The 20,512-nt window shown below is 66.3% G+C and carries 22 protein-coding genes; 10 read left to right on the top strand and 12 right to left on the bottom strand.

The genetic code is table 11. The features are described from left to right. Positions 1-106 precede the first annotated feature (106 nt). From AC3B6A_RS02025 to AC3B6A_RS02040, 4 genes are read right to left on the bottom strand one after another with little or no spacing between them, the layout of a single operon-like run. Positions 107-397 (bottom strand): DUF167 domain-containing protein, encoded by a 291-nt coding sequence (locus AC3B6A_RS02025; protein ID WP_488400678.1) that lies wholly within the window; start codon positions 395-397, stop codon positions 107-109. 52 nt (positions 398-449) lie between these two features. Further along, a complete protein-coding gene (locus AC3B6A_RS02030) occupies positions 450-1,043 on the bottom strand; it encodes a YggT family protein (RefSeq protein WP_488400679.1) in 594 nt (197 codons plus the stop codon). Positions 1,044-1,056: 13 nt separating this feature from the next. Further along, positions 1,057-1,890: a pyrroline-5-carboxylate reductase gene (gene proC / locus AC3B6A_RS02035; RefSeq protein ID WP_488400680.1), complete on the bottom strand. Its 834-nt coding sequence runs from the start codon at positions 1,888-1,890 to the stop codon at positions 1,057-1,059. Between the two features lie 18 nt (positions 1,891-1,908). Further along, positions 1,909-2,598, bottom strand: a complete 690-nt coding sequence (locus AC3B6A_RS02040; RefSeq protein ID WP_488400682.1) for a YggS family pyridoxal phosphate-dependent enzyme — start codon at positions 2,596-2,598, stop codon at positions 1,909-1,911. Positions 2,599-2,670: 72 nt separating this feature from the next. On the opposite strand from AC3B6A_RS02040, the gene pilT reads away from it, so the two are divergent. The 5 genes from pilT to AC3B6A_RS02065 all read left to right on the top strand — a co-directional run bounded on the left by pilT (position 2,671) and on the right by AC3B6A_RS02065 (position 8,192). Beyond that, positions 2,671-3,705, top strand: coding sequence for a type IV pilus twitching motility protein PilT (gene pilT, locus AC3B6A_RS02045; RefSeq protein ID WP_151189058.1), 1,035 nt, complete (start codon positions 2,671-2,673; stop codon positions 3,703-3,705). Between the two features lie 105 nt (positions 3,706-3,810). Next, the gene (gene pilU, locus AC3B6A_RS02050) at positions 3,811-4,956 is read left to right on the top strand and encodes a type IV pilus ATPase PilU (RefSeq protein WP_488400684.1); all 1,146 of its coding nucleotides are present in this window, start codon (positions 3,811-3,813) and stop codon (positions 4,954-4,956) included. Between the two features lie 91 nt (positions 4,957-5,047). Further along, positions 5,048-5,452, top strand: a complete 405-nt coding sequence (locus AC3B6A_RS02055) for an NINE protein (protein ID WP_488400686.1) — start codon at positions 5,048-5,050, stop codon at positions 5,450-5,452. Between the two features lie 200 nt (positions 5,453-5,652). Next, a complete protein-coding gene (locus tag AC3B6A_RS02060) occupies positions 5,653-7,026 on the top strand; it encodes a pyridoxal-phosphate dependent enzyme (RefSeq protein ID WP_488400687.1) in 1,374 nt (457 codons plus the stop codon). Then, positions 7,023-8,192, top strand: coding sequence for a cystathionine gamma-synthase (locus tag AC3B6A_RS02065; RefSeq protein ID WP_488400689.1), 1,170 nt, complete (start codon positions 7,023-7,025; stop codon positions 8,190-8,192). Before AC3B6A_RS02060 ends, AC3B6A_RS02065 begins: the two co-directional genes overlap by 4 nt. Before the next feature lie 167 nt (positions 8,193-8,359). On the opposite strand, the gene AC3B6A_RS02070 is transcribed toward AC3B6A_RS02065, so the two are convergent. The 8 genes from AC3B6A_RS02070 to gshB all read right to left on the bottom strand — a co-directional run bounded on the left by AC3B6A_RS02070 (position 8,360) and on the right by gshB (position 15,765). Further along, positions 8,360-9,688 carry an IS4 family transposase gene (locus tag AC3B6A_RS02070; RefSeq protein ID WP_488398960.1) on the bottom strand — a complete coding sequence of 443 codons (1,329 nt, stop codon included), beginning with the start codon at positions 9,686-9,688 and terminating at the stop codon, positions 8,360-8,362. 118 nt (positions 9,689-9,806) lie between these two features. After that, on the bottom strand, positions 9,807-11,078 hold the full coding sequence (locus AC3B6A_RS02075) for a dihydroorotase (protein WP_488400690.1): 1,272 nt from the start codon (positions 11,076-11,078) through the stop codon (positions 9,807-9,809). Continuing rightward, positions 11,075-12,079 carry an aspartate carbamoyltransferase catalytic subunit gene (locus AC3B6A_RS02080; RefSeq protein ID WP_488400691.1) on the bottom strand — a complete coding sequence of 335 codons (1,005 nt, stop codon included), beginning with the start codon at positions 12,077-12,079 and terminating at the stop codon, positions 11,075-11,077. The genes AC3B6A_RS02075 and AC3B6A_RS02080 overlap by 4 nt, the downstream gene beginning before the upstream one ends. A 45-nt stretch (positions 12,080-12,124) precedes the next feature. Then, positions 12,125-12,637: a bifunctional pyr operon transcriptional regulator/uracil phosphoribosyltransferase PyrR gene (gene pyrR, locus AC3B6A_RS02085; protein WP_488400692.1), complete on the bottom strand. Its 513-nt coding sequence runs from the start codon at positions 12,635-12,637 to the stop codon at positions 12,125-12,127. 138 nt (positions 12,638-12,775) lie between these two features. After that, a complete protein-coding gene (gene ruvX / locus AC3B6A_RS02090; RefSeq protein ID WP_488403480.1) occupies positions 12,776-13,213 on the bottom strand; it encodes a Holliday junction resolvase RuvX in 438 nt (145 codons plus the stop codon). Next, complete coding sequence (locus tag AC3B6A_RS02095; RefSeq protein WP_488400693.1) at positions 13,210-13,779, bottom strand: YqgE/AlgH family protein; 570 nt, start codon at positions 13,777-13,779, stop codon at positions 13,210-13,212. Before AC3B6A_RS02095 ends, ruvX begins: the two co-directional genes overlap by 4 nt. A 75-nt stretch (positions 13,780-13,854) precedes the next feature. Next, positions 13,855-14,748: an energy transducer TonB gene (locus tag AC3B6A_RS02100; protein WP_488400694.1), complete on the bottom strand. Its 894-nt coding sequence runs from the start codon at positions 14,746-14,748 to the stop codon at positions 13,855-13,857. Between the two features lie 54 nt (positions 14,749-14,802). Continuing rightward, positions 14,803-15,765: a glutathione synthase gene (gshB, locus tag AC3B6A_RS02105; protein ID WP_488400695.1), complete on the bottom strand. Its 963-nt coding sequence runs from the start codon at positions 15,763-15,765 to the stop codon at positions 14,803-14,805. 270 nt (positions 15,766-16,035) lie between these two features. Here gshB and pilG point away from each other — a divergent pair, with 270 nt between their 5' ends. The 5 genes from pilG to AC3B6A_RS02130 all read left to right on the top strand — a co-directional run bounded on the left by pilG (position 16,036) and on the right by AC3B6A_RS02130 (position 20,509). Further along, entirely contained in the window at positions 16,036-16,443 is a 408-nt protein-coding gene (gene pilG, locus AC3B6A_RS02110; RefSeq protein WP_254470074.1) for a twitching motility response regulator PilG, read from the top strand. Between the two features lie 45 nt (positions 16,444-16,488). Further along, positions 16,489-16,854: a twitching motility response regulator PilH gene (pilH, locus tag AC3B6A_RS02115; RefSeq protein WP_043248635.1), complete on the top strand. Its 366-nt coding sequence runs from the start codon at positions 16,489-16,491 to the stop codon at positions 16,852-16,854. A gap of 64 nt (positions 16,855-16,918) precedes the next feature. Further along, positions 16,919-17,455: a chemotaxis protein CheW gene (locus AC3B6A_RS02120; RefSeq protein WP_488400696.1), complete on the top strand. Its 537-nt coding sequence runs from the start codon at positions 16,919-16,921 to the stop codon at positions 17,453-17,455. Positions 17,456-17,537: 82 nt separating this feature from the next. Beyond that, positions 17,538-19,586, top strand: coding sequence for a methyl-accepting chemotaxis protein (locus tag AC3B6A_RS02125; protein WP_488400697.1), 2,049 nt, complete (start codon positions 17,538-17,540; stop codon positions 19,584-19,586). A 59-nt stretch (positions 19,587-19,645) separates the two neighbouring features. Then, on the top strand, positions 19,646-20,509 hold the full coding sequence (locus AC3B6A_RS02130; RefSeq protein WP_488400699.1) for a CheR family methyltransferase: 864 nt from the start codon (positions 19,646-19,648) through the stop codon (positions 20,507-20,509). The last annotated feature ends 3 nt before the right edge of the window (positions 20,510-20,512 follow it).

Raw genomic sequence — 20,512 nt, forward strand, 5'->3', positions numbered from 1 at the left:
TTTGGCTGGCGCATCCTGCGCGGGGATGAATGCCGTGGATTATGCGGTGGCGCGCAATGGGGTCAATTGGCCTTCATCACAATACTGTGCGTAAGGTCGGCCAAGCCTACCCAGCGGTAATCCCCAGCTCCTCCGGGAGCTTCGTCGGCCGTGGAATGCGCACGCGCTTCTGGCGGTTCAGCTCGCCGCTTTCCAGTTTCACCTGGCTCTTGGGCACGCCGAAGGCCTTGCCGAGGAACGCCAGCAGGTGGGCATTGGCCTTGCCCTCCACCGGCGGCGCGGTGAGGCGGATTTTCAGGCGATCACCATGCAGCCCGGCGAACTCGTCGCGGCTCGCCTTGGGTTGCAGATGGCAGTCGAGGATCAGGTCCTCGCCGTCCCAGCGATAGAAGGTCATTGGCTTTTCGGGCTTCGAGGAGCTCGCTCCAGCTGGCGAGCTCCCCCTGCGGTTACATGAAGGGACTGAGGATCTGCGGCATGCCGGTCATGGCGGCCAGGTTGCCGATCACCAGCATGTCGATCAGCTTCAGCGCGATGAAGGCGAAGATCGGCGAGATGTCCAGGCCGCCGAGGTTCGGCAGCAGCTTGCGGAACGGCGCCAGGAAGGGATCGCAGATCTGGTTCACCAGCTGGGCGCCGGGGTTGTAGCTGCCCGGGGCGACCCAGGAGAGGATCACGCTGATGATCAGGGCGAAGAAGAACACCTTGAGGAACAGCGAGGTCACCGCGATCACCGACCACACCAGCAGCTGCAGGATGTAGCCGCCGACGCCGTAGCCCATCAGGGTCAGGGTGACGACCATCAGCACCAGCTGGACCAGGATGGCCAGCACCAGCGAGGCGAAGTCGACGCCGCCGAAACCAGGGATGACCCGGCGCAGCGGGTTCAGCAGCGGCTTGGTGGCGCGCACGATGAACTGGCTGAGCGGGTTGTAGAAGTCGGCGCGCACCAGCTGCAGGATGAAGCGCAGCAGGACGATCAGCAGATAAAGGCTGCCGAGCGTCTGGATGACGTAGATGGCGGCGGTGGAAAGACCGGTCATTGAGGGCTCCTTGTCATTGACCCAGTTGTTCGGCCAGCTCGGCGGAGCGATGGTCGGCGGCGCCTACCGCCTTTTCCACCAGCGCTTCGAAGCCGTTGTCCTGGAAGACCCTGATCGCCGCTTCCGTGGTGCCCTTGGGCGAGGTCACGCGGCGGCGCAGCTCGGCCGGGTCGACGTCGCTGCTGGTGGCCATCTGCGCGGCGCCCAGGGCGGTCTGGCGGGCCAGCTGGCCGGCGACGTCGCGGGACAGGCCGAGCTTCTCGCCGGCGGCGGTCATGGCTTCCATCAGCAGGAAGAAGTAGGCCGGGCCGCTGCCGGAGACGGCGGTGACCGCGTCGATCTGCCGCTCCTCGTCGAGCCACAGGGCGATGCCCACGGCGCTCAGCAGTTGCAGCGCCTGCTCGCGCTGGGCGGCGCTGACGCTGGCGTTGGGGTACAGGCCGCTGGCGCCCAGGCCGACCAGCGCCGGGGTGTTGGGCATGCAGCGGACGATGGCGCGCGGCCGGCCACCGACGGCGCCCAACCAGCGTTCGATGCTGGCGCTGGGAATGCCGGCGGCGATGGAGACGATCAGGGCGTTGTCCGGCAGCACCGGGGCCAGCGCCAGGCAGACGTCCTTCATGACCTGCGGCTTGACCGCCAGGACCACCAGGTCGGCGTCCTTCACCGCGCTGGCGTTGTCGGCGACCACTTCGATGCCGTGCTCGGCGGCGACCTTGGCGCGCTGGTCGGCACCCGGGTCACTGGCGCGGATGCTGGCGGCGGCGACGCCCCTGGCGCGCAGGCCACCGATGAGGCTGGTCGCCATGTTGCCGGCGCCGATGAAAGCGATTCGGGTGCTGCTCATTGAGTCTCTTCCTTATATTCAGTGCGGGGCGCCGTAGTCACGGGCGCCAAACAGGGCGGTACCGATGCGTACCCAGGTGGCGCCTTCGTCGATGGCGGCTTCGAGATCGTGGCTCATGCCCATGGACAGGCTGTCCAGGCCGAGGTTCAGGGCGTGCATCAGCTCGCGCAGGCGAGCGAATGCGGCGTGCTGTGCGGCAATGTCTTCAGTCGGTTCGGGAATCGCCATCAGGCCGCGCAGCCTGAGGTTGGGCAGTTGCGCCACCGCCTGGGCGAGGGCGGGCAGCTCCGCGGGGGAACAGCCGGACTTGCTGTCCTCGCCGCTGACATTCACCTGCAGCAGCACGTTCAGCGGCGGCAGGTGCGGCGGGCGCTGCTCGGACAGGCGCTGGGCGATCTTCAGGCGGTCCACCGAATGCACCCACTGGAAGTGCTCGGCGATCGGCCGGGTCTTGTTCGACTGGATCGGCCCGATGAAGTGCCAGGTCAGCGCCAGGTCGGCCAGTTCCACCTGCTTGGCCAGGGCTTCCTGCAGGTAGTTCTCGCCGAAATCGGCCAATCCGCAGGCGAACGCTTCGCGGATATCGGCGGCCGGTTTGGTCTTGCTCACCGCCAACAGGCGAACCGCTTCCGGAGCGCGTCCGCAAGCTTGCGCCGCCTCACGGATGCGTGCGCGAACCTTTGCAATATTCTCTGCTATCGTGGACATTACCTGCGCTTTCCGCCCGGCTGCTGCGAGTTCTGCGGCATTCTACCTGCTTGCTCTTGATTGGGGAGTCCCATGGATATTACCGAGTTGCTCGCCTTCAGCGCCAAGCAAGGCGCTTCGGACCTGCACCTCTCGGCCGGCCTGCCGCCGATGATCCGCGTCGACGGCGACGTTCGCCGGATCAACCTGCCGCCCCTGGAGCACAAGCAGGTCCATGCGCTGATCTACGACATCATGAACGACAAGCAGCGCAAGGATTACGAAGAATTCCTCGAGACCGACTTCTCCTTCGAAGTCCCCGGGGTGGCCCGTTTCCGGGTCAACGCCTTCAACCAGAACCGTGGCGCCGGCGCCGTGTTCCGTACCATTCCCTCCAAGGTACTCACGATGGAGGACCTTGGCATGGGAGAAGTGTTCAAGCGTGTTTCGGACGTGCCGCGCGGCCTGGTGCTGGTGACCGGCCCCACCGGCTCGGGCAAGTCCACCTCGCTTGCGGCGATGCTCGACTACCTGAACAACACCAAGTACAGCCACATCCTCACCGTCGAGGACCCGATCGAATTCGTCCACGAGTCGAAGAAGTGCCTGGTCAACCAGCGCGAAGTGCACCGCGACACCCTTGGCTTCAACGAGGCGCTGCGCTCGGCCCTGCGTGAGGACCCGGACATCATCCTGGTGGGCGAGATGCGCGACCTGGAGACCATCCGCCTGGCGCTGACCGCCGCGGAAACCGGCCACCTGGTGTTCGGCACCCTGCACACCACCTCCGCGGCCAAGACCATCGACCGTATCGTCGACGTGTTCCCCGCCGAGGAGAAATCCATGGTCCGCTCCATGCTCTCCGAATCCCTGCAGGCGGTGATCTCCCAGACCCTGCTGAAGAAGATCGGCGGCGGCCGGGTGGCGGCCCACGAGATCATGATCGGCACCCCGGCGATCCGTAACCTGATCCGCGAGGACAAGGTCGCGCAGATGTACTCGGCGATCCAGACCGGCGGCGCGATCGGCATGCAGACCCTGGACATGTGCCTCAAGGGCCTGGTCGCCAAGGGCCTGGTGACCCGCGAGGCGGCCAAGGAAAAGGCCAAGATTCCGGAAAACTTCTAACTCCACCGGGCTGTCCCCGGCCCGGCGCCCGGAGCGCGCCACACGCACTCGCTCCGTGGTTCGACAGCATTGTCGCAGTCAGCGTGAACCTGCGCGAGAACGATCATGGAATTCGAGAAACTGCTGCGCCTCATGGTGGAAAAGGGTGCCTCCGACCTCTTCATCACGGCCGGCGTGCCGCCGTCGATGAAGGTCAACGGCAAGCTGCTGCCGGTGACCAAGACCGCGCTGTCGCCGGAGCAGACCCGCGAGACGGTGCTCTCGGTGATGAACGAACAGCAGCGCCGCGATTTCGCCCAGAACCACGAGTGCAACTTCGCCATCAGCGCCCGTGGCGTCGGCCGTTTCCGCGTCAGCGCCTTCTACCAGCGCAACCTGGTGGGCATGGTGCTGCGCCGCATCGAGACCAACATCCCGACCATCGAAGACCTGAAGCTGCCGGAAGTCCTCAAGAAACTGGCGATGACCAAGCGCGGCCTGGTGATCTTCGTCGGTGCCACCGGTACCGGTAAGTCCACCTCGCTGGCGGCGATGATCGGCTACCGCAACAAGAACTCCACCGGCCACATCATCTCCATCGAAGACCCGATCGAATACATCCACCAGCACCAGGGCTGCATTGTCACCCAGCGCGAGGTGGGGCTGGATACCGACTCCTTCGAAGTGGCCCTGAAGAACACCCTGCGCCAGGCGCCGGACGTGATCATGATTGGCGAGGTACGCTCGCGCGAGACCATGGACCACGCCGTGGCCTTCGCCGAAACCGGCCACCTGTGCCTGGCGACCCTGCACGCCAACAACGCCAACCAGGCGCTGGAGCGGATCATCCACTTCTTCCCGGCCGACCGGCACGGCCAGGTGTGGATGGACCTGTCGCTGAACCTCAAGGCCATCGTCGCCCAGCAACTGGTGCCGACCCCGGACGGCAAGGGCCGCCGCGCGGTGATCGAGGTGCTGCTGAACACCCCGCTGGCCGCCGACCTGATCCGCAAGGGCGAGGTGCACGAGCTCAAGCCGCTGATGAAGCGCTCCACCGAGCAGGGCATGCAGACCTTCGACCAGGCGCTGTACCAGCTCTACAGCCAGGGCGAGATCACCTACGAAGACGCCCTGGCCTACGCCGACTCGGCGAACGACCTGCGCCTGATGATCAAGCTCGGCTCGGAAACCGACGCCGACCACCTTTCCTCCATGACCCAGGGGCTGACCCTGGAGATGAACGACGACGATCCCAACCGCCGCTTCCGCTGATCCTGCTTTTCGAACGGATAGCGCCCGGAAAGCCCGTCTAGCGCGGGCTTTTCGTTTATGCTGGGGCATCGCAACGACACGGGAGAAAGGCATGTCCGCCAACCCAGACACCCACAGCAAGGTCATCGGCTACCTGCTGTGGATCTTCGGCTTCACCGGCTCGCACCGCTTCTACTATGGCCGCCCGATCACCGGGACCATCTGGTTCTTCACCCTTGGCCTGTTCTTCATCGGCTGGATCATCGACCTGTTCCTCATCCCCTCCATGGACGACGCCGCGGACCAGCGCTACCGCTCCGGCGGCGTGGACTACAACGTCGCCTGGATCCTGCTGACCTTCCTCGGCGTGCTCGGCGTGCACCGCATGTACATGGGCAAGTGGCTCACCGGCATCCTCTACCTGTTCACCGGCGGCCTGTGCTTCCTCGGCGTGCTCTATGACTTCTGGACGCTGAACAGCCAGATTTCGGAACGCAACGTGCCGCAGCGCATCTGACTTTTCTTTGTAGGAGCGAGCTTGCTCGCGAACGGGCCTCGTGCCATGCGGTTCGCGAGCGAGCTCGCTCCTGCAAGAGCAATCGCTCCGCCGTCTTTCGTCGCAGCGCCTGGCGATCCTTCCGCCGCCCGCCTAAGGTCAGGAGGACAGTAGCAGGCGCCGCCGGGCGATCCCCGGCTCGCCCCGAAGGAGTGGCTGCCATGAGCAACGAATCCCGCCCCGCCGTGCTCGACCTGATCGGCAATACCCCCATGGTCCGCGTCACGCGCTTCGATACCGGACCCTGCACCCTGTTCCTCAAGCTCGAATCGCAGAACCCCGGCGGCTCCATCAAGGACCGCATCGGCGTCGCCATGATCGAGACCGCCGAGCGCGACGGCCGGCTCAAGCCCGGCGGGGTGATCGTCGAAGCCACCGCCGGCAACACCGGCCTGGGCCTGGCGCTGGTGGGCCGGGCCAAGGGCTATCGGGTGGTGCTGGTGGTGCCGGACAAGATGTCCACCGAGAAGGTCCTGCACCTGCGCGCCATGGGCGCCGAGGTGCACATCACCCGTTCCGACGTCGGCAAGGGCCACCCGGAGTATTACCAGGACGTCGCCGCGCGGCTGGCGAAGGAGCTGCCCGACGCCTTCTTCGCCGACCAGTTCAACAACCCGGCCAACCCCCTGGCCCACGAGACCGGCACCGGCCCGGAGATCTGGGCGCAGACCGGCCATGACCTCGACGCGGTGGTGGTCGGCGTCGGCTCCGCCGGCACCCTGACCGGGCTGACGCGCTTCTTCCAGAAGGTCCAGCCTAGCCTGGAAATGGTCCTGGCCGACCCGGTGGGCTCGATCATGGCCGAATACTCGCGCTCGGGGCAGCTGGGCACGCCCGGCTCCTGGGCGGTGGAAGGCATCGGCGAAGACTTCGTGCCGTCGATCGCCGACCTCTCCAGCGTGCGCCACGCCTACTCCATCAGCGACGAAGAGAGCTTCAGCACCGCCCGCGAACTGCTGCGCAACGAAGGCATCGCCGCCGGCTCCTCCACCGGCACGCTGCTGGCCGCCGCCCTGCGCTTCTGCCGCGAGCAGACCGAGCCCAAGCGGGTGGTCAGCCTGGTCTGCGACACCGGCACCCGCTACCTGTCGAAGATCTACAACGACCAGTGGATGACCGACCAGGGCCTGCTGCAGCGCAAGCATTACGGCGACCTGCGCGACATCGTCGCGCGGCGCTTCGAGGAGGGCCGGGTGGTCAGCGTCGGCCCCGGCGACACCCTGCTCACCGCCTTCCAGCGCATGCGCCTGGCGGATATCTCGCAACTGCCGGTGCTCGACGACGGGCGCCTGGTGGGCGTCATCGACGAGTCGGATATCCTGCTGGGCGTGCACGACGATCCCAGCCACTTCCGCTGCGACGTCGCCAGCGTCATGAGCGATGCGCCCGAGACCCTGCCGCCCGGCGCCAGCCTGGCCGAGCTGGAGGCGGTGCTCGATCGCGGCCTGGTGGCGATCGTCGCCGACGCCTCGGGCTTCCACGGCCTGATAACCCGTTTCGATTTGCTCAACCATTTGCGGAGGACCCTCGCATGAGCCAGCACGACGACCGCCTCGGTTTCGCCACCCGCGTGATCCACGCGGGGCAGCAGCCCGACCCCTCCACCGGGGCGATCATGCCGCCGATCTACGCCAACTCCACCTACCGCCAGGACAGCCCCGGCGTGCACAAGGGCCTGGACTACGGCCGCTCGCACAACCCCACGCGCTGGGCGCTGGAGCGCTGCGTGGCGGACCTGGAAGGCGGCAGCAAGGCGTTCGCCTTCGCCTCCGGGCTGGCGGCCATTTCGGCGGTGCTGGAGCTGCTCGACGCCGGCTCGCACATCGTTTCCGGCAACGACCTCTACGGCGGCACCTTCCGCCTGTTCGAGCGGGTGCGCCGGCGCAGCGCCGGGCATGACTTCCACTTCGCCGACCTGGCCCAGCCCGGCGCGCTGGAAGCGGCGATCACCGACAAGACCCGCCTGGTCTGGGTGGAAACCCCGAGCAACCCGCTGCTGCGCCTGACCGACCTCGCCGCCATCGCCCGCACCTGCCGCGCGCGCGGCATCCTCTGCGTGGCCGACAACACCTTCGCCAGCCCCTACGTGCAGCGCCCGCTGGACCTGGGTTTCGACATCGTCGTGCACTCGACCACCAAGTACCTCAACGGCCACTCCGACGTGATCGGCGGCATCGCCATCGTCGGCGACAACCCGGACCTCGCCGAGCGCCTGGGCTTTCTGCAGAACTCGGTGGGCGCCATCGCCGGGCCGTTCGACGCCTTCCTCACCCTGCGCGGGGTGAAGACCCTGGCGCTGCGCATGGAGCGGCACTGCGCCAACGCATTGGAACTGGCGAAGTGGCTGGAGCAGCAGCCGCAGGTGAAGCGCGTTTACTACCCCGGCCTGCCCTCGCACCCGCAGCACGAGCTGGCGCGCAAGCAGATGAAGGGCTTCGGCGGGATGATCTCGCTGGACCTGGACACCGACCTGGCCGGTTCGAAACGCTTCCTGGAGAACGTCCAGCTGTTCGCCCTGGCGGAGAGCCTGGGCGGCGTGGAAAGCCTGATCGAGCACCCGGCGATCATGACCCACGCCAGCATCCCGGCGGAGAACCGCGCGGCGCTGGGCATCGGCGACTCGCTGATCCGCCTGTCGGTGGGCGTGGAGGATGTGGAAGACCTGCGCGCCGACCTGGCCAAGGCGCTGGCGATGATCTGAGGCACGATGTGTTTTTGTAGGATGGCGTGGAGCGAAGCGATACCCATCGATCGCAGCACCGACAGCATGGGTATCGCTCCGCTCCACCCATCCTACGTTGAAGCTCCCTGCGACTGCGGGTCTGATCCGCGGCCAAAGAAAAAGCCCGCCAATCGGCGTAATGCTGTTCACTTAAGCGGAGCGGCCTTGCGGTCTACCGGGTAGCGGGTCTTGGACATCTTCACCGTCCGGGGTCGTGAAGGCCTTGGGCGGTGATCCAGGAACAACCCGCCGATTCCCGCCCGCAACTCCGATAAGCGTCGTCCTGTCGCGGAAACCGGGTTGGCCGCCGCCATCACGATCAGTTGCACGGCGATGTAGTGAGCCACCGGCTTGAAGCGGATGTCGCCGGGAGCACGGCCAAAGGCCACTGCGGCCTGGCTCGCCTCGCGGCGAATGATGTTGTAGGCCAGCAACAGTCCCCAGACTTCCTGGTAGATCAGTTCGATTTTCTTACTGCGCAGGGTCACTGCGTTCTGTTGCAGGGAGCTCTTGATATCGCGGAAGCCCAGTTCGATCTCCCAGCGTTCCTGATACAGATTGGCAATGGCCTTGGCGCTGTAGATATCGGCTGGCAGCGAGGTCAGTACGGTTTTGACCTTGCCCTGTCTCTCGTAGCTGACTTCCCGCACCTCCCAGTAGCAGGGCAGATTCGGATTGCGCTTCCTCGCCTGGGCTGACACCCGCATCCGCAGCAGGCGGTCCCCTTTGCCGTAGCGATCGATCTCCTCGCTGACCAACGCCTTGCGGGCCGGAATCAACCAGTGACGGTTGTCGCCGCTGGCCAGGCCCAGCAACAGGTTGGCACTCCAGAATCCCTTGTCGAACAGCGTCACCGAATGGCTGGGAATCTGCTGCACAAACGCATCAGCCAGGCGCATTTCACTGCGCCGGTAGGGGCTCAGTTGGGCATCCAGAATCAGGTGCGAGCGCACGTTCATCAGGGCTACGAGGCGCAGCATGGGAAACGGCGTCTGGCGGTCGGTGGCGGTATTACCGGAGCCGAAATGCTCCCGTAGCTCGGGGGTATCCGGGGTGCGCAGGAGCGCACCGTCCACGGCCAAGACCTGCAGGCCCTGCCAGGTATCACCGTCATAGCGCTCGCGCCCCCAGTGGTGACCGGTCTGGCGAAACAGCCACTCCACCGGATCGGCCCCTAGCCGTTTGCGGGCCTCGGTGACCCCGCTGCGGGCCAGCAGGTCGTGAGAGGCCAGTCCCTGGGCGCAGATGTTCAGGCGCCGCGCCACCTCATGGACCGGCTCGTCGCGGAACAAGGCCATGCCGAGCACCAGCCAGAGCACCTGATCGCTGGGCAGGCGCCGCCGTCGGATGGTGGCCTGCGCGGAAAGACCCAGTGCCGACGCCACCCACTCGATCGGGATGTTCTGGGTGAAGGTGCTGAGATCCGAGAAGTTGAACAACTCGCCCAGATCGAGCAATTGCTGTTGGAAAGACATAAAAAATCCGATGCCAGAGACCTGGCATCGGATTCTCGGGGAGCCCGGGCAACAGCTCAAATGCTTAAGTGAACAGCATTACGCCAATCGGCGGGCTTTTTCGTGGGGCGGCGGAGCGTTACACCGCGTGGACGATATGTCCGTCCACCAGGGTGCAGCGCACCACGCCCGGCAGGCAGTGGCCGAGGAATGGGCAGTTCTGGCCGCGGGAGTGCCAGGTCTCGCCCGCCAGGGTCTGGCCGTCGGCCTCGAACAGCACGATGTCCGCTGCCGCACCCACCGCCAGCTTGCCGGCCGGCAGGCGCAGGGCGGCGGCCGGGCCGCTGGACAGGCGCGACAGCAGGGTCGGCAGGTCGAGCAGGCCGTCCTGCACCAGGGTCATGGCCAGCGGCAGCAGCAGCTCGACGCTGCTGATGCCCGGGTCGGTGGCGGCGAACGGGGCGTTCTTCGCATCCGCCTCGTGGGGCTGGTGGTGGCTGGCGATGGCCTGGATCACGCCGCTCTTCACCGCGTCGCGCAGGGCGTCGCGGTCCTTGCGCGAGCGCAGCGGCGGCTGCACGTGGTACAGGCTGGAGAAGTCCGTCAGCGCTTCGTCGGTGAGGATCAGCTGGTACAGCGCCACGTCGGCGGTGACCGGCAGGCCGCGGGCCTGGGCCTGGGCGATCAGTTCGACGCCGCGGGCGCTGGTCAGCTGGCTGAAGTGCGCACGCACGCCGGACTGCTCCACCAGCAGCAGGTTGCGGGCCAGCGCCACGGTCTCGGCGCTTTCCGGGATGCCGGCCAGGCCGCGGAAGCTGGCGGTCGGGCCTTCGTGGGCGAGGCCGCCCTCGGCCAGGTCGTGGTCCTGGGAGGTGAAGACCACGGTGAGGTCGAAGGTCGCCGCGTATTCCAGCGAGCGCAGCAGCACGCGGTTGCTCGCCATCGGCGCCAGGCCGTTGGTGAAGGCCACGCAGCCGGCGTCGCGCAGGGCGACCAGTTCGGACAGCTGCTCGCCGGCCAGTCCCCTGGTCAGCGCGCCGATGGGGAAGACCTTGGCGTTGCCGGCCTCGCGGGCGCGGTCGAGGATCAGTTCGGCCACCGCCGAGGTGTCCAGCACCGGCTTGGTCTGCGGCGGGAAGCACAGGCTGGTGACGCCACCGGCCACGGCGGCGCGGGTTTCGCTCTCGATGTTGCCCTTGCGGCTGTAGCCCGGTTCGCGCAGGGCGACGCTCAGGTCGACCAGGCCGGGGGTGGCGATCAGGCCGGCGGCGTCGATTTCCTGGGCGGCGTGGAAGCCTTCGGGGGCATCGCCAATGGCGACGATCCGGCCGGCCTCGATGTGCAGGTCGCAGACCTGGTCCAGGCCGCTGGCGGGGTCGATCAGGTGGGCGCCACGGATACTGACGGTCATTGCGCGTCCTCCTGTTCCAGCAGACGTTGGGCGTTCTGGCCGCTCATGGCCATGGACAGCACGGCCATGCGGATGGCGATGCCGTAGGTCACCTGGTTGAGGATCACCGATTGCGCGCCGTCGGCGACCGCGGAGTCGATCTCCACGCCGCGGTTGATCGGGCCCGGGTGCATGACGATGGCGTCCGGCTTGGCCAGCTTCAGGCGCTTCTGGGTCAGGCCGTAGAGCTTGAAGAACTCGCCTTCGCTGGGCAGCAGGCCGCCGGCCATGCGCTCGCGCTGCAGGCGCAGCATGATCACCACGTCGACGTCCTTCAGGCCTTCGTTGGCGTCGGTGTAGACCTTCACCCCGTAGACCTCTTCCAGGCCCGCCGGCAGCAGGGTGCGCGGGGCGATGACGCGGATGTCCGGGCAGCCCAGGGTCTTGAGCGCCAGCATGTCCGAGCGCGCCACGCGCGAGTGCAGGATGTCGCCGACGATGGCCACCGAGAGGTTCTCGAAGCTGCCCTTGTGGCGGCGGATGGTGAGCATGTCGAGCATGCCCTGGGTCGGGTGGCCGTGGCGGCCGTCGCCGCCGTTGATCACCGCGACGTTGGGGCTGACGTGCTCGGCGATGAAGTGCGCGGCGCCCGAGTCGCTGTGGCGCACGACGAACATGTCGGCGGCCATGGCCTCGAGGTTGCGCAGGGTGTCGGTGAGCGTCTCGCCCTTGCTGGTCGAGGAGGTCGACACGTTGAGCGAGATGACGTCGGCGGACAGGCGCTGGGCGGCCAGCTCGAAGGTGGTGCGGGTGCGCGTGGAGTTTTCGAAGAACACGTTGCACACGGTCTTGCCGCGCAGCAGCGGGACCTTCTTCACCGCGCGGGCGCCGACTTCGAGGAAGGAGTCGGCGGTTTCGAGGATTTCGGTCAGCAGTTCGCGGGACAACCCGTCGAGCGAGAGGAAGTGGCGCAGCTGGCCCAGGTCGTTGAGCTGCAGCGGGCGCTTGGCGTCGGTCGGCATGTGGCAGGCCCTGAAAGTAGGAGGTGGAGGTCCGGGCGCGCGGGGTTACAGCGCGGGGCTGAGAAGCGTGCGCTCGAGGACGAGTGGTGCGGGACCGCGCAATTTTACCCGCTCGTTGGGGGCCAGCGACAGGGTTTCGCCGACGACATCCGGACGAATCGGCAACTCGCGGCGATTCAGGTCGACCAGGCAGACCAGGGTCACGCTGGCCGGGCGGCCGTAGTCGAACAGCTCGTTGAGCGCCGCGCGGATGGTGCGGCCGCTCATCAGCACGTCGTCCACCAGCACCAGGTGCTGGCCGTCGATATCGAAGGGCAGCTCCGACGGACGGACCTGCGGGTGCAGGCCGCTGCGGGTGAAGTCGTCGCGGTAGAAGGAGACGTCGAGGATGCCGAGGATTTCGTCGCTGCCCAGTTCCTTGAGCAGTTCCTGGGCGACCCAGATGCCGCCGGTGTGGATGCCGACGAAGCGCGGCGAGTCGATGCCGCGCTGCGCCAGGTAGTTGCGCAGGTCGGTGGCCATGCGGGGGAGGAGTTCGGCGGGGCTGGGCAGGGTCATGACGTCTCCGGTTCGGTTGGCGAGGCCACCCGGCGCGGGCGGCCATCGGGGCGGACCGTTCCGGGAAGGAGTGGTCCGAAAAGCTTAGTGGCTTTCGCCCACTTGGGGCTGCCACAAGTCAAGGTGTGCTGCCTCGGATCAGGCGGGGACGTGCTCGGCCAGCCAGCCCTCCAGCAGCAGGGCGGCGGCCAGGGCGTCCACCGGGCGCTCGCGGTAGCCGTCGCGCTGGCCCTGGGCCAGGCGTTCGCCCTTGGCGGCGTAGGTGGTCAGGCGTTCGTCGTGGGTGTGCACCGGCAGGTTGTAGCGGCCGTGCAGGCGGCGGGCGAATCTCTCGGCGCGCTCGCTCATCTCGCTGGGCGTGCCGTCCATGTTCAGCGGCAGGCCGACGACGATGGCGTCGGGCTGCCATTCCTTGACCAGGGCTTCCACGCGGTTCCAGTCCGGCACGCCGTTCTGCGCCTTGAGCACGCAGAGTTCGCGGGCCTGGCCGGTGATGGCCTGGCCGACGGCGACGCCGATCTGCTTGGTGCCGTAGTCGAAGCCCAGGAGCAGGCGCGGGGGCTTGGTCGACATCAGGCGTGCCCGGCCTGGGCGGTGAGCAGGCTGAGGTTGATCCCCAGGCGCTCGGCGGCGGCGGACAGGCGCTGCTCGGCCGGCACCTCGAAGAGCACCGCCGGGTCGGCGGGGCAGGTCAGCCAGGAGTTTTCGGCGAGTTCTGCTTCCAGCTGGCCGGCTTCCCAGCCGGCGTAGCCGAGGGTGATCAGGTGCTGCGCCGGGCCGCTGCCGTCGGCGATGGCGAACAGCACGTCCTGGGAGGTGGACAGCGACAGCTCGCCCAGCTCCAGGGTGGCCTGGTAGCTGCGCCCGCTCGGATGCAGGACGAAGCCGCGGTCGGTCTGCACCGGGCCGCCGTTGTAGATGATCATGCCCTGGCAGCGCGCCGGCGGCAGTTCGTCCGGGCGCAGCTGTTCGAGCACGTCGGAGAGGCTCAGGCCGCTGGGGCGGTTGATGATCAGGCCCATGGCGCCCTGCTCGTTGTGTTCGACGAGGTAGGTGACGGTCTGGGCGAAGTTGGGGTCCGCCATGTGTGGCATGGCGATCAGGAGGTGGTGCTTGAGGAAGCTTGCGGCTGTGCTTTTCATGCCGCTAGTTTCAGGCCTGCGGTCGCGGGGGACAAGCCTTGAAAACGCCACCATGCGCCGCCAGGCGCGACAGGCTCACTGGCTGGACAGACGGTCGCCGCGCTCGAAGCGCCAGGTGCGGATGATTTCCAGGCGGTCGATGTCCGACAGGTCGCCGGAAAACGGCGAGAACGGCGCGGCCAGGCGCACGATGCGCTGGGCGGCCTGGTCAAGCGTGGGCTGGCCGGAAGATTCCAGCACCTGCACTTCATAGAGGGAGCCGTCGCGGTTGATCGACACCAGCAGCCGCAGGCTGCCGTAGATGCGCTGGCGGCGGGCTTCGTCGGGGTAGTTCAGGTTGCCGATGCGCTCGATCTTCTTGCGCCATTCCTCTTTATACCAGGCGCCCTTGTCGCGCATGGTCGAGGCGGCGCTCAGGCGGTGGATGCGCGGACGCTTGGCGTAGGCCTGCTGCTCGCGGGCGAGGTCGGCCTCGAGGCTGGAAATCTGTGCGGAAAGCTGGCTGGAGTCGAACTGCGGCGCCGGCTTGGCGACGGTTTCCGCCTTGGGCGTCTCCGGCTTGGCCTGGACCTTGTCCGGGCGCGGGCTGCGGGTGCTGACCGCGGTCTTGGGCGACTCCGGGCTCTTGGCCTGGCGCGGGGTGGCCGGCGGCGCGACCTTCTTCACCTCGGTGTCCTGGAATGGCGCCTGCTCGGTGGTCTTGGGGATCGCCTTGTGTTCCAGGGTGCCGCTGCCCTGCTGGTTCATCTGCGCCAGGTAGTCGGCCTTCTCGGGCGCCTGCTCGCTCTTGAAGCTGGCGAGGGTGATTTCCAGGGTTTTGCTCAGCTGGCTGGGCGTCGGCATGCTGAAGCCCACGCCGAGCAGCACGGCCACATGCACGATGGCCGCAACGAACAGGGTGAAACCCAGCCGGTCCGCCGGGCGGACGCCGGAGGACACGGGGAAGTCGAAATGGGTTGCAGCGTTCATTGCGGGTCGCATAGGCCAAAGTTGGCGAAGTCTGCCGACGAGGATTGCAAAAGTCTATGACGCACTGCGCGCCTTGAGCTTTTCGTCGATGACCGCCATCAGCCGCTCGCCGATGCGGGTGTCGTAGGCCGCATCGATCTCGCGGATGCAGGTCGGGCTGGTGACGTTGATCTCGGTGAGGTTCTCGCCGATCACGTCCAGGCCGACGAACAGCAGGCCGCGCTTGCGCAGTTCCGGGCCGACCTGGGCGGCGATCCAGCGGTCGCGTTCGGACAGCGGCTGGGCCACGCCGCGACCGCCGGCGGCCAGGTTGCCGCGGGTCTCGCCCTGCGCGGGGATGCGCGCCAGGCAGTATTCCACCGGCTCGCCGTCGATCATCAGGATGCGCTTGTCGCCGTCCTTGATGGCCGGCAGGTAGCGCTGCGCCATGACCTGCTGCTGGCCGTGGCGGGTCAGGGTCTCGAGGATCACCGAGAGGTTCGGGTCGCCTTCGCGGTGGCGGAAGATCATCGAGCCGCCCATGCCGTCCAGGGGTTTGAGAATGATGTCACGATGCTCCGCGGCGAACTCGCGCAGAATATCTGACCGGCGGCTCACCAGCGTCGGCGGCGAGCACTGCGGGAAGAGGGTGGCGAAGTACTTTTCGTTGCAGTCGCGCAGGCTCTGCGGGCGGTTCACCACCAGGGTGCCGGCGGCTTCGGCCTGTTCCAGCAGGTAGGTGGAGTAGACGAACTCGTTGTCGAAGGGCGGGTCCTTGCGCATCAGGATCACGTCCAGCTCCGACAGCGGCTGGTCGATCTCCGCGTCGAGCTCGAACCAGTGGGCCGGATCGTAGAACACCTTCAGCGGACGCATGCGGCCACGCGCCACGTTCTCCTTTTGGTAAAGATCCTGCTGTTCCATATAGAACAGTTCCCAGCCACGGGCCTGGGCAGCCAGCAGCATGGCCAGCGAGCTGTCCTTCTTGAAAGTGATCTGCGCGATGGGGTCCATCACGATCCCGAGGCGTACGCTCATGGGATGTCCTCCTGGGACTGGCGAGGGCGGTAAAGAACGCCGTCGAAAAGGCTGAAAAAGGATGCTCAGGGTGGCGCTGGATGTGCGCTCGGTCAAGGAAAAAGCCTGCGCGTTCCGGGTCTTATGGCCTGAATTTGCCGGGCGTGGTAAAGATTCTGGCGATTGTGGTAAAAGGTTCCCACGATTGGGTCGCAGCCCGACGGTGGCAGGGCGCTCGCGCACTGAAATAAGAAAGTGGAAAAACGACTCACCGAGATGGTAAGGGCGAACATGGAACAGCATTCCGACGGTTTGAAAGTGATGGTGATCGACGATTCCAAGACGATTCGTCGCACGGCTGAAACCCTGCTGAAGAAAGTCGGCTGCGATGTCATCACGGCCATCGACGGTTTCGATGCGCTGGCGAAGATCGCCGATACCCATCCGAACATCATCTTCGTCGACATCATGATGCCCCGCCTGGATGGCTACCAGACCTGCGCCCTGATCAAGAACAACAGTGCCTTCAAATCCACGCCGGTGATCATGCTGTCCTCCAAGGACGGCCTGTTCGACAAGGCCAAGGGTCGCATCGTCGGTTCCGACCAGTACCTCACCAAGCCCTTCAGCAAGGAAGAGCTGCTCGGCGCGATCAAGACCCATGTGCCCGACTTCACCCCGGTGGAGCACGCTTCCTGAAGTCCGGCCCAGCGCCGGTGACGCCTTTTCCGTATGGGGACCACAATGGCTCGAATTCTGATTGTTGATGACTCGCCGACCGAGATGTACAAGCTGACCGCGATGCTGGAAAAGCATTCGCACCAGGTACTCAAGGCCGAGAACGGCGCCGACGGCGTGGCCCTGGCCCGCCAGGAGAAGCCGGACGTCGTCCTGATGGACATCGTCATGCCCGGCCTGAACGGCTTCCAGGCGACCCGTCAGCTGTCCAAGGACCCGGAAACCAGCGCCATTCCGGTAATCATCGTCACCACCAAGGATCAGGAGACCGACAAGGTCTGGGGCAAGCGCCAGGGCGCGCGCGACTACCTGACCAAGCCGGTGGACGAGGACACGCTGCTCAAGACCATCAATGCGGTGCTGGCCGGCTGAAGCCGGTCCGCGCACGCTGTCGTTGTCTTCAAGAACATAATTATTAGAGAAGGCCAGGGCCGGCATGGCGGAAGTCCAGAGTCCTTTCGAGGTTCTCGTCCAGATCGATCAGCGCTGCCGTCAGTTGGCGGCGGGTCTGCCTGCGCAGCGCGAAGTGGCGCAGAGCTGGAACGGAATTGGCTTTCGCATGGCCGGGCGCCTGTTCGTGGCGCCCATGGGGGAGGTCGGCGAGGTTCTTCACGAGCCGCGCTACACACTGCTGCCGGGTGTCCGTGACTGGGTGAAGGGGGTCGCCAACGTGCGCGGCCGCCTGCTGCCGATCATGGACCTGTGCGGCTTCCTCGGCGCGGAGCTGTCGCCTCTGCGCAAACAGCGGCGCGTACTGGTGGTGGAACACCGGGAAGTCTTCGCCGGCCTCATCGTCGATGAGGTGTACGGCATGCAGCACTTCCCGGTGGAAACCTTCTCAGAGCAGCTGCCGCCCCTCGAAGCGGTCCTGCAACCCTTTATTCATGGCGTCTTCAATCGAGAGCAGCCCTGGCTCGTGTTCAGCCCGCATGCGCTGGCGCAACACCCGGCGTTTCTCGATGTCGCCAGCTAGATTTTGACCGGTTGGGCCGGCTCGCCGGCCCTTGTTGTGACATGGAAAGCGTAAGCGTGGTGGGTCCAGGCGGGGGCCGTATATGAAAAAAATCAAGGCAGGCAGTCTCTTTTCGGGCACGCGCAGCAGCTCGCTGATCCTCGGACTCTTCGTGGTCCTGATCGTGGCGATCGTCTTGCTGTTCGCCAACTTCGCTTACCTCAGCACCCAGGCGAACCACGACAAGCAGTACATCGGCCACGCCGGCGAACTGCGCGTGCTGTCCCAGCGTATCGCCAAGAACGCCACCGAAGCGGCGGCGGGCAAGGGCGAGGCGTTCAAGCTGCTCAAGGAAGCCCGCAACGACTTCGAGAAGCGCTGGAACATCCTGGTCAAGGGTGACGAAACCACCGGCCTGCCGCCGAGCCCGGCCGCCGTGCAACCGCAGATGGCGGATGTGCAGAAGGACTGGGACACCCTGCGCAAGAACACCGACTCCATCCTGGCCAGCGAGCAGACCGTACTGTCGCTGCACCAGGTGGCCGCGACCCTCGCCGAAACCATCCCGCAGCTGCAGGTGGAGTACGAGGAGGTCGTCGACATCCTGCTGGAGAACGGCGCCCCGGCCGACCAGGTGGCGGTAGCCCAGCGCCAGTCGCTGCTGGCCGAACGTATCCTCGGCTCGGTGAACAAGGTGCTCGCCGGTGACGAGAACTCCGTCCAGGCCGCCGACAGCTTCGGCCGCGACGCCAGCCTGTTCGGCCGCGTGCTCAAGGGCATGAAGGAAGGCAACGCGGCGATGAGCATCTCCAAGGTGACCAACGCCGAGGCCGTCGACCGCCTCAACGAGATTTCCGAACTGTTCGAATTCGTTTCCGGCTCGGTGGACGAAATCCTCGAGACCTCGCCGGAACTGTTCCAGGTCCGTGAAGCGGCCAACACCATCTTCGGCGGCTCGCAGACCCTGCTGGACAAGGCCTCCACCCTGGCCGACGGCTTCGAGAACCTGACCGAGGGCCGCGTCTTCAACCAGGTCGCCAGCGCCATGCTGGGTATCATCGCCCTGGGCGCGATCATCCTCATCGGCCTGGTGATGGTGCGCGAGACCAACCGCCGACTGGCCGAGACCGCCGAGAAAAACGAACGCAACCAGGCGGCGATTCTGCGACTGCTGGACGAAATCGCCGACCTCGCCGACGGTGACCTGACCGTGGCCGCGACCGTGACCGAGGACTTCACCGGCGCCATCGCGGACTCCATCAACTACTCCATCGACCAGCTCCGCGAGCTGGTGGAAACCATCAACCTGACCGCCGTGCAGGTGGCCGCCGCCGCCCAGGAGACCCAGGCCACCGCCATGCACCTGGCCGAGGCTTCCGAGCACCAGGCCCAGGAAATCGCCGGCGCCTCCGCCGCGATCAACGAAATGGCCGTGTCCATTGACCAGGTATCGGCGAACGCCTCCGAGTCCTCGGCGGTAGCGGAACGTTCCGTGGCCATCGCCAACAAGGGCAACGAAGTGGTGCACAACACCATCACCGGCATGGACAACATCCGCGAACAGATCCAGGACACCTCCAAGCGGATCAAGCGCCTGGGTGAATCGTCCCAGGAGATCGGTGACATCGTCAGCCTGATCAACGACATTGCCGACCAGACCAACATCCTCGCCCTGAACGCCGCGATCCAGGCGTCCATGGCCGGCGACGCGGGCCGTGGCTTCGCGGTGGTAGCGGACGAAGTACAGCGCCTGGCGGAACGTTCCTCCGCCGCGACCAAGCAGATCGAGGCGCTGGTGAAGACCATTCAGACCGACACCAACGAAGCGGTGATCTCGATGGAACAGACCACCTCCGAGGTGGTGCGCGGTGCCCGCCTGGCGCAGGACGCCGGTGTGGCCCTGGAAGAGATCGAGAAGGTATCCAAGACCCTGGCGGCGCTGATCCAGAACATTTCCAACGCCGCCCGTCAGCAGGCATCCTCCGCCGGCCACATTTCCAACACCATGAACGTGATCCAGGAGATCACCTCGCAGACCTCCGCCGGTACCACCGCCACCGCGCGCAGCATCGGTAACCTGGCGAAGATGGCGAGTGAAATGCGCAACTCCGTATCCGGCTTCAAACTGCCGGACATCGCGGAACAGGCCTGAGCAGAGGAGGTGCGCTGCCCGGGCGGTAGCGCACGACAGTCTTGAACGAGAGGCGCGACATGCAGGCAAGTGGCGTCTGGTCGTTGCAGCCGTTGGCCGACATGTCGGCCGCGGAATTCCGCGACTGGCAGGCACTGTTGGAAGACCGGACCGGCGTTGTCGTCAACGAACAGCGCCGCGCCTTCCTGCAGACCAGCCTGGGCGCACGCATGCGCGAACTGGGCATCAGCGACTACGGCAGCTACTACCGGCAGGTCACCGATGGCCCGCGCGGCGCCGTGGAGTGGTCGAACCTGCTGGATCGCCTCACCGTTCAGGAAACCCGTTTCTTTCGTCACAAGCCTTCCTTCGACCTGCTGCAGCGCTACCTGCGCCAGCGCGTCGAGGAGGTCGGCCAGGGCCGGCCGCTGGCCTTGTGGAGCGTGGGCTGTTCCAGCGGCGAGGAGCCATACTCCCTCGCCATGGTCGCCACGCGGGTCTTCGAGGCCGCCGGGCTCACGCCGTTCTTCGGCGTGACCGGGACCGACATCAGCCTCAACGCCCTGAGCCGGGCGCGCGAGGCGGTGTACGCGGCACGCAAGCTGGATGAGTTCGACGCCGCGTTGACCGCGCGCTTTTTCAGCGCGCGGGACGACGGGCGCTATCAGGTGGTACCGAGTCTGGTCGAGCGCGTCTGCTGCGCCCGGCTGAATGTGCTGGAACTGGCCCAGGCGCCAATGTCCGGCATGGATGTGATCTTTTGCCAGAACCTGCTGATCTATTTCCGCCGCTGGCGGCGGCGGGAAATCCTCAATCGACTGGCCGAGCGGCTGGCGCCTGGGGGACTGCTGGTGGTCGGCGTCGGCGAGGTGGTGGATTGGCACCATCCGGCCCTCGAACCGGTCGCCGATGAGCGCGTTCTGGCCTTTACCCGGAAGGGATGACAC

It is taken from the genome of Pseudomonas sp. B12(2026) (assembly GCF_057767015.1).

Bases quoted from the DNA above. Each gene is read 5' to 3' on its own strand.
- proC (WP_488400680.1), bottom strand. From the start codon at position 1,890: ATGAGCAGCACCCGAATCGCTTTCATCGGCGCCGGCAACATGGCGACC.
- AC3B6A_RS02120 (WP_488400696.1), top strand. From the start codon at position 16,919: ATGGCGGAAGTCCAGAGTCCTTTCGAGGTTCTCGTCCAGATCGATCAG.
- pilG (WP_254470074.1), top strand. From the start codon at position 16,036: ATGGAACAGCATTCCGACGGTTTGAAAGTGATGGTGATCGACGATTCC.
- AC3B6A_RS02070 (WP_488398960.1), bottom strand. From the start codon at position 9,688: ATGTCTTTCCAACAGCAATTGCTCGATCTGGGCGAGTTGTTCAACTTC.
- AC3B6A_RS02130 (WP_488400699.1), top strand. From the start codon at position 19,646: ATGCAGGCAAGTGGCGTCTGGTCGTTGCAGCCGTTGGCCGACATGTCG.
- pilH (WP_043248635.1), top strand. From the start codon at position 16,489: ATGGCTCGAATTCTGATTGTTGATGACTCGCCGACCGAGATGTACAAG.
- AC3B6A_RS02040 (WP_488400682.1), bottom strand. From the start codon at position 2,598: ATGTCCACGATAGCAGAGAATATTGCAAAGGTTCGCGCACGCATCCGT.
- AC3B6A_RS02060 (WP_488400687.1), top strand. From the start codon at position 5,653: ATGAGCAACGAATCCCGCCCCGCCGTGCTCGACCTGATCGGCAATACC.
- AC3B6A_RS02055 (WP_488400686.1), top strand. From the start codon at position 5,048: ATGTCCGCCAACCCAGACACCCACAGCAAGGTCATCGGCTACCTGCTG.
- AC3B6A_RS02125 (WP_488400697.1), top strand. From the start codon at position 17,538: ATGAAAAAAATCAAGGCAGGCAGTCTCTTTTCGGGCACGCGCAGCAGC.
- AC3B6A_RS02025 (WP_488400678.1), bottom strand. From the start codon at position 397: ATGACCTTCTATCGCTGGGACGGCGAGGACCTGATCCTCGACTGCCAT.
- pilU (WP_488400684.1), top strand. From the start codon at position 3,811: ATGGAATTCGAGAAACTGCTGCGCCTCATGGTGGAAAAGGGTGCCTCC.
- AC3B6A_RS02095 (WP_488400693.1), bottom strand. From the start codon at position 13,779: ATGAAAAGCACAGCCGCAAGCTTCCTCAAGCACCACCTCCTGATCGCC.
- AC3B6A_RS02030 (WP_488400679.1), bottom strand. From the start codon at position 1,043: ATGACCGGTCTTTCCACCGCCGCCATCTACGTCATCCAGACGCTCGGC.
- gshB (WP_488400695.1), bottom strand. From the start codon at position 15,765: ATGAGCGTACGCCTCGGGATCGTGATGGACCCCATCGCGCAGATCACT.
- AC3B6A_RS02065 (WP_488400689.1), top strand. From the start codon at position 7,023: ATGAGCCAGCACGACGACCGCCTCGGTTTCGCCACCCGCGTGATCCAC.
- AC3B6A_RS02080 (WP_488400691.1), bottom strand. From the start codon at position 12,079: ATGCCGACCGACGCCAAGCGCCCGCTGCAGCTCAACGACCTGGGCCAG.
- AC3B6A_RS02100 (WP_488400694.1), bottom strand. From the start codon at position 14,748: ATGAACGCTGCAACCCATTTCGACTTCCCCGTGTCCTCCGGCGTCCGC.
- pilT (WP_151189058.1), top strand. From the start codon at position 2,671: ATGGATATTACCGAGTTGCTCGCCTTCAGCGCCAAGCAAGGCGCTTCG.
- pyrR (WP_488400692.1), bottom strand. From the start codon at position 12,637: ATGACCCTGCCCAGCCCCGCCGAACTCCTCCCCCGCATGGCCACCGAC.
- AC3B6A_RS02075 (WP_488400690.1), bottom strand. From the start codon at position 11,078: ATGACCGTCAGTATCCGTGGCGCCCACCTGATCGACCCCGCCAGCGGC.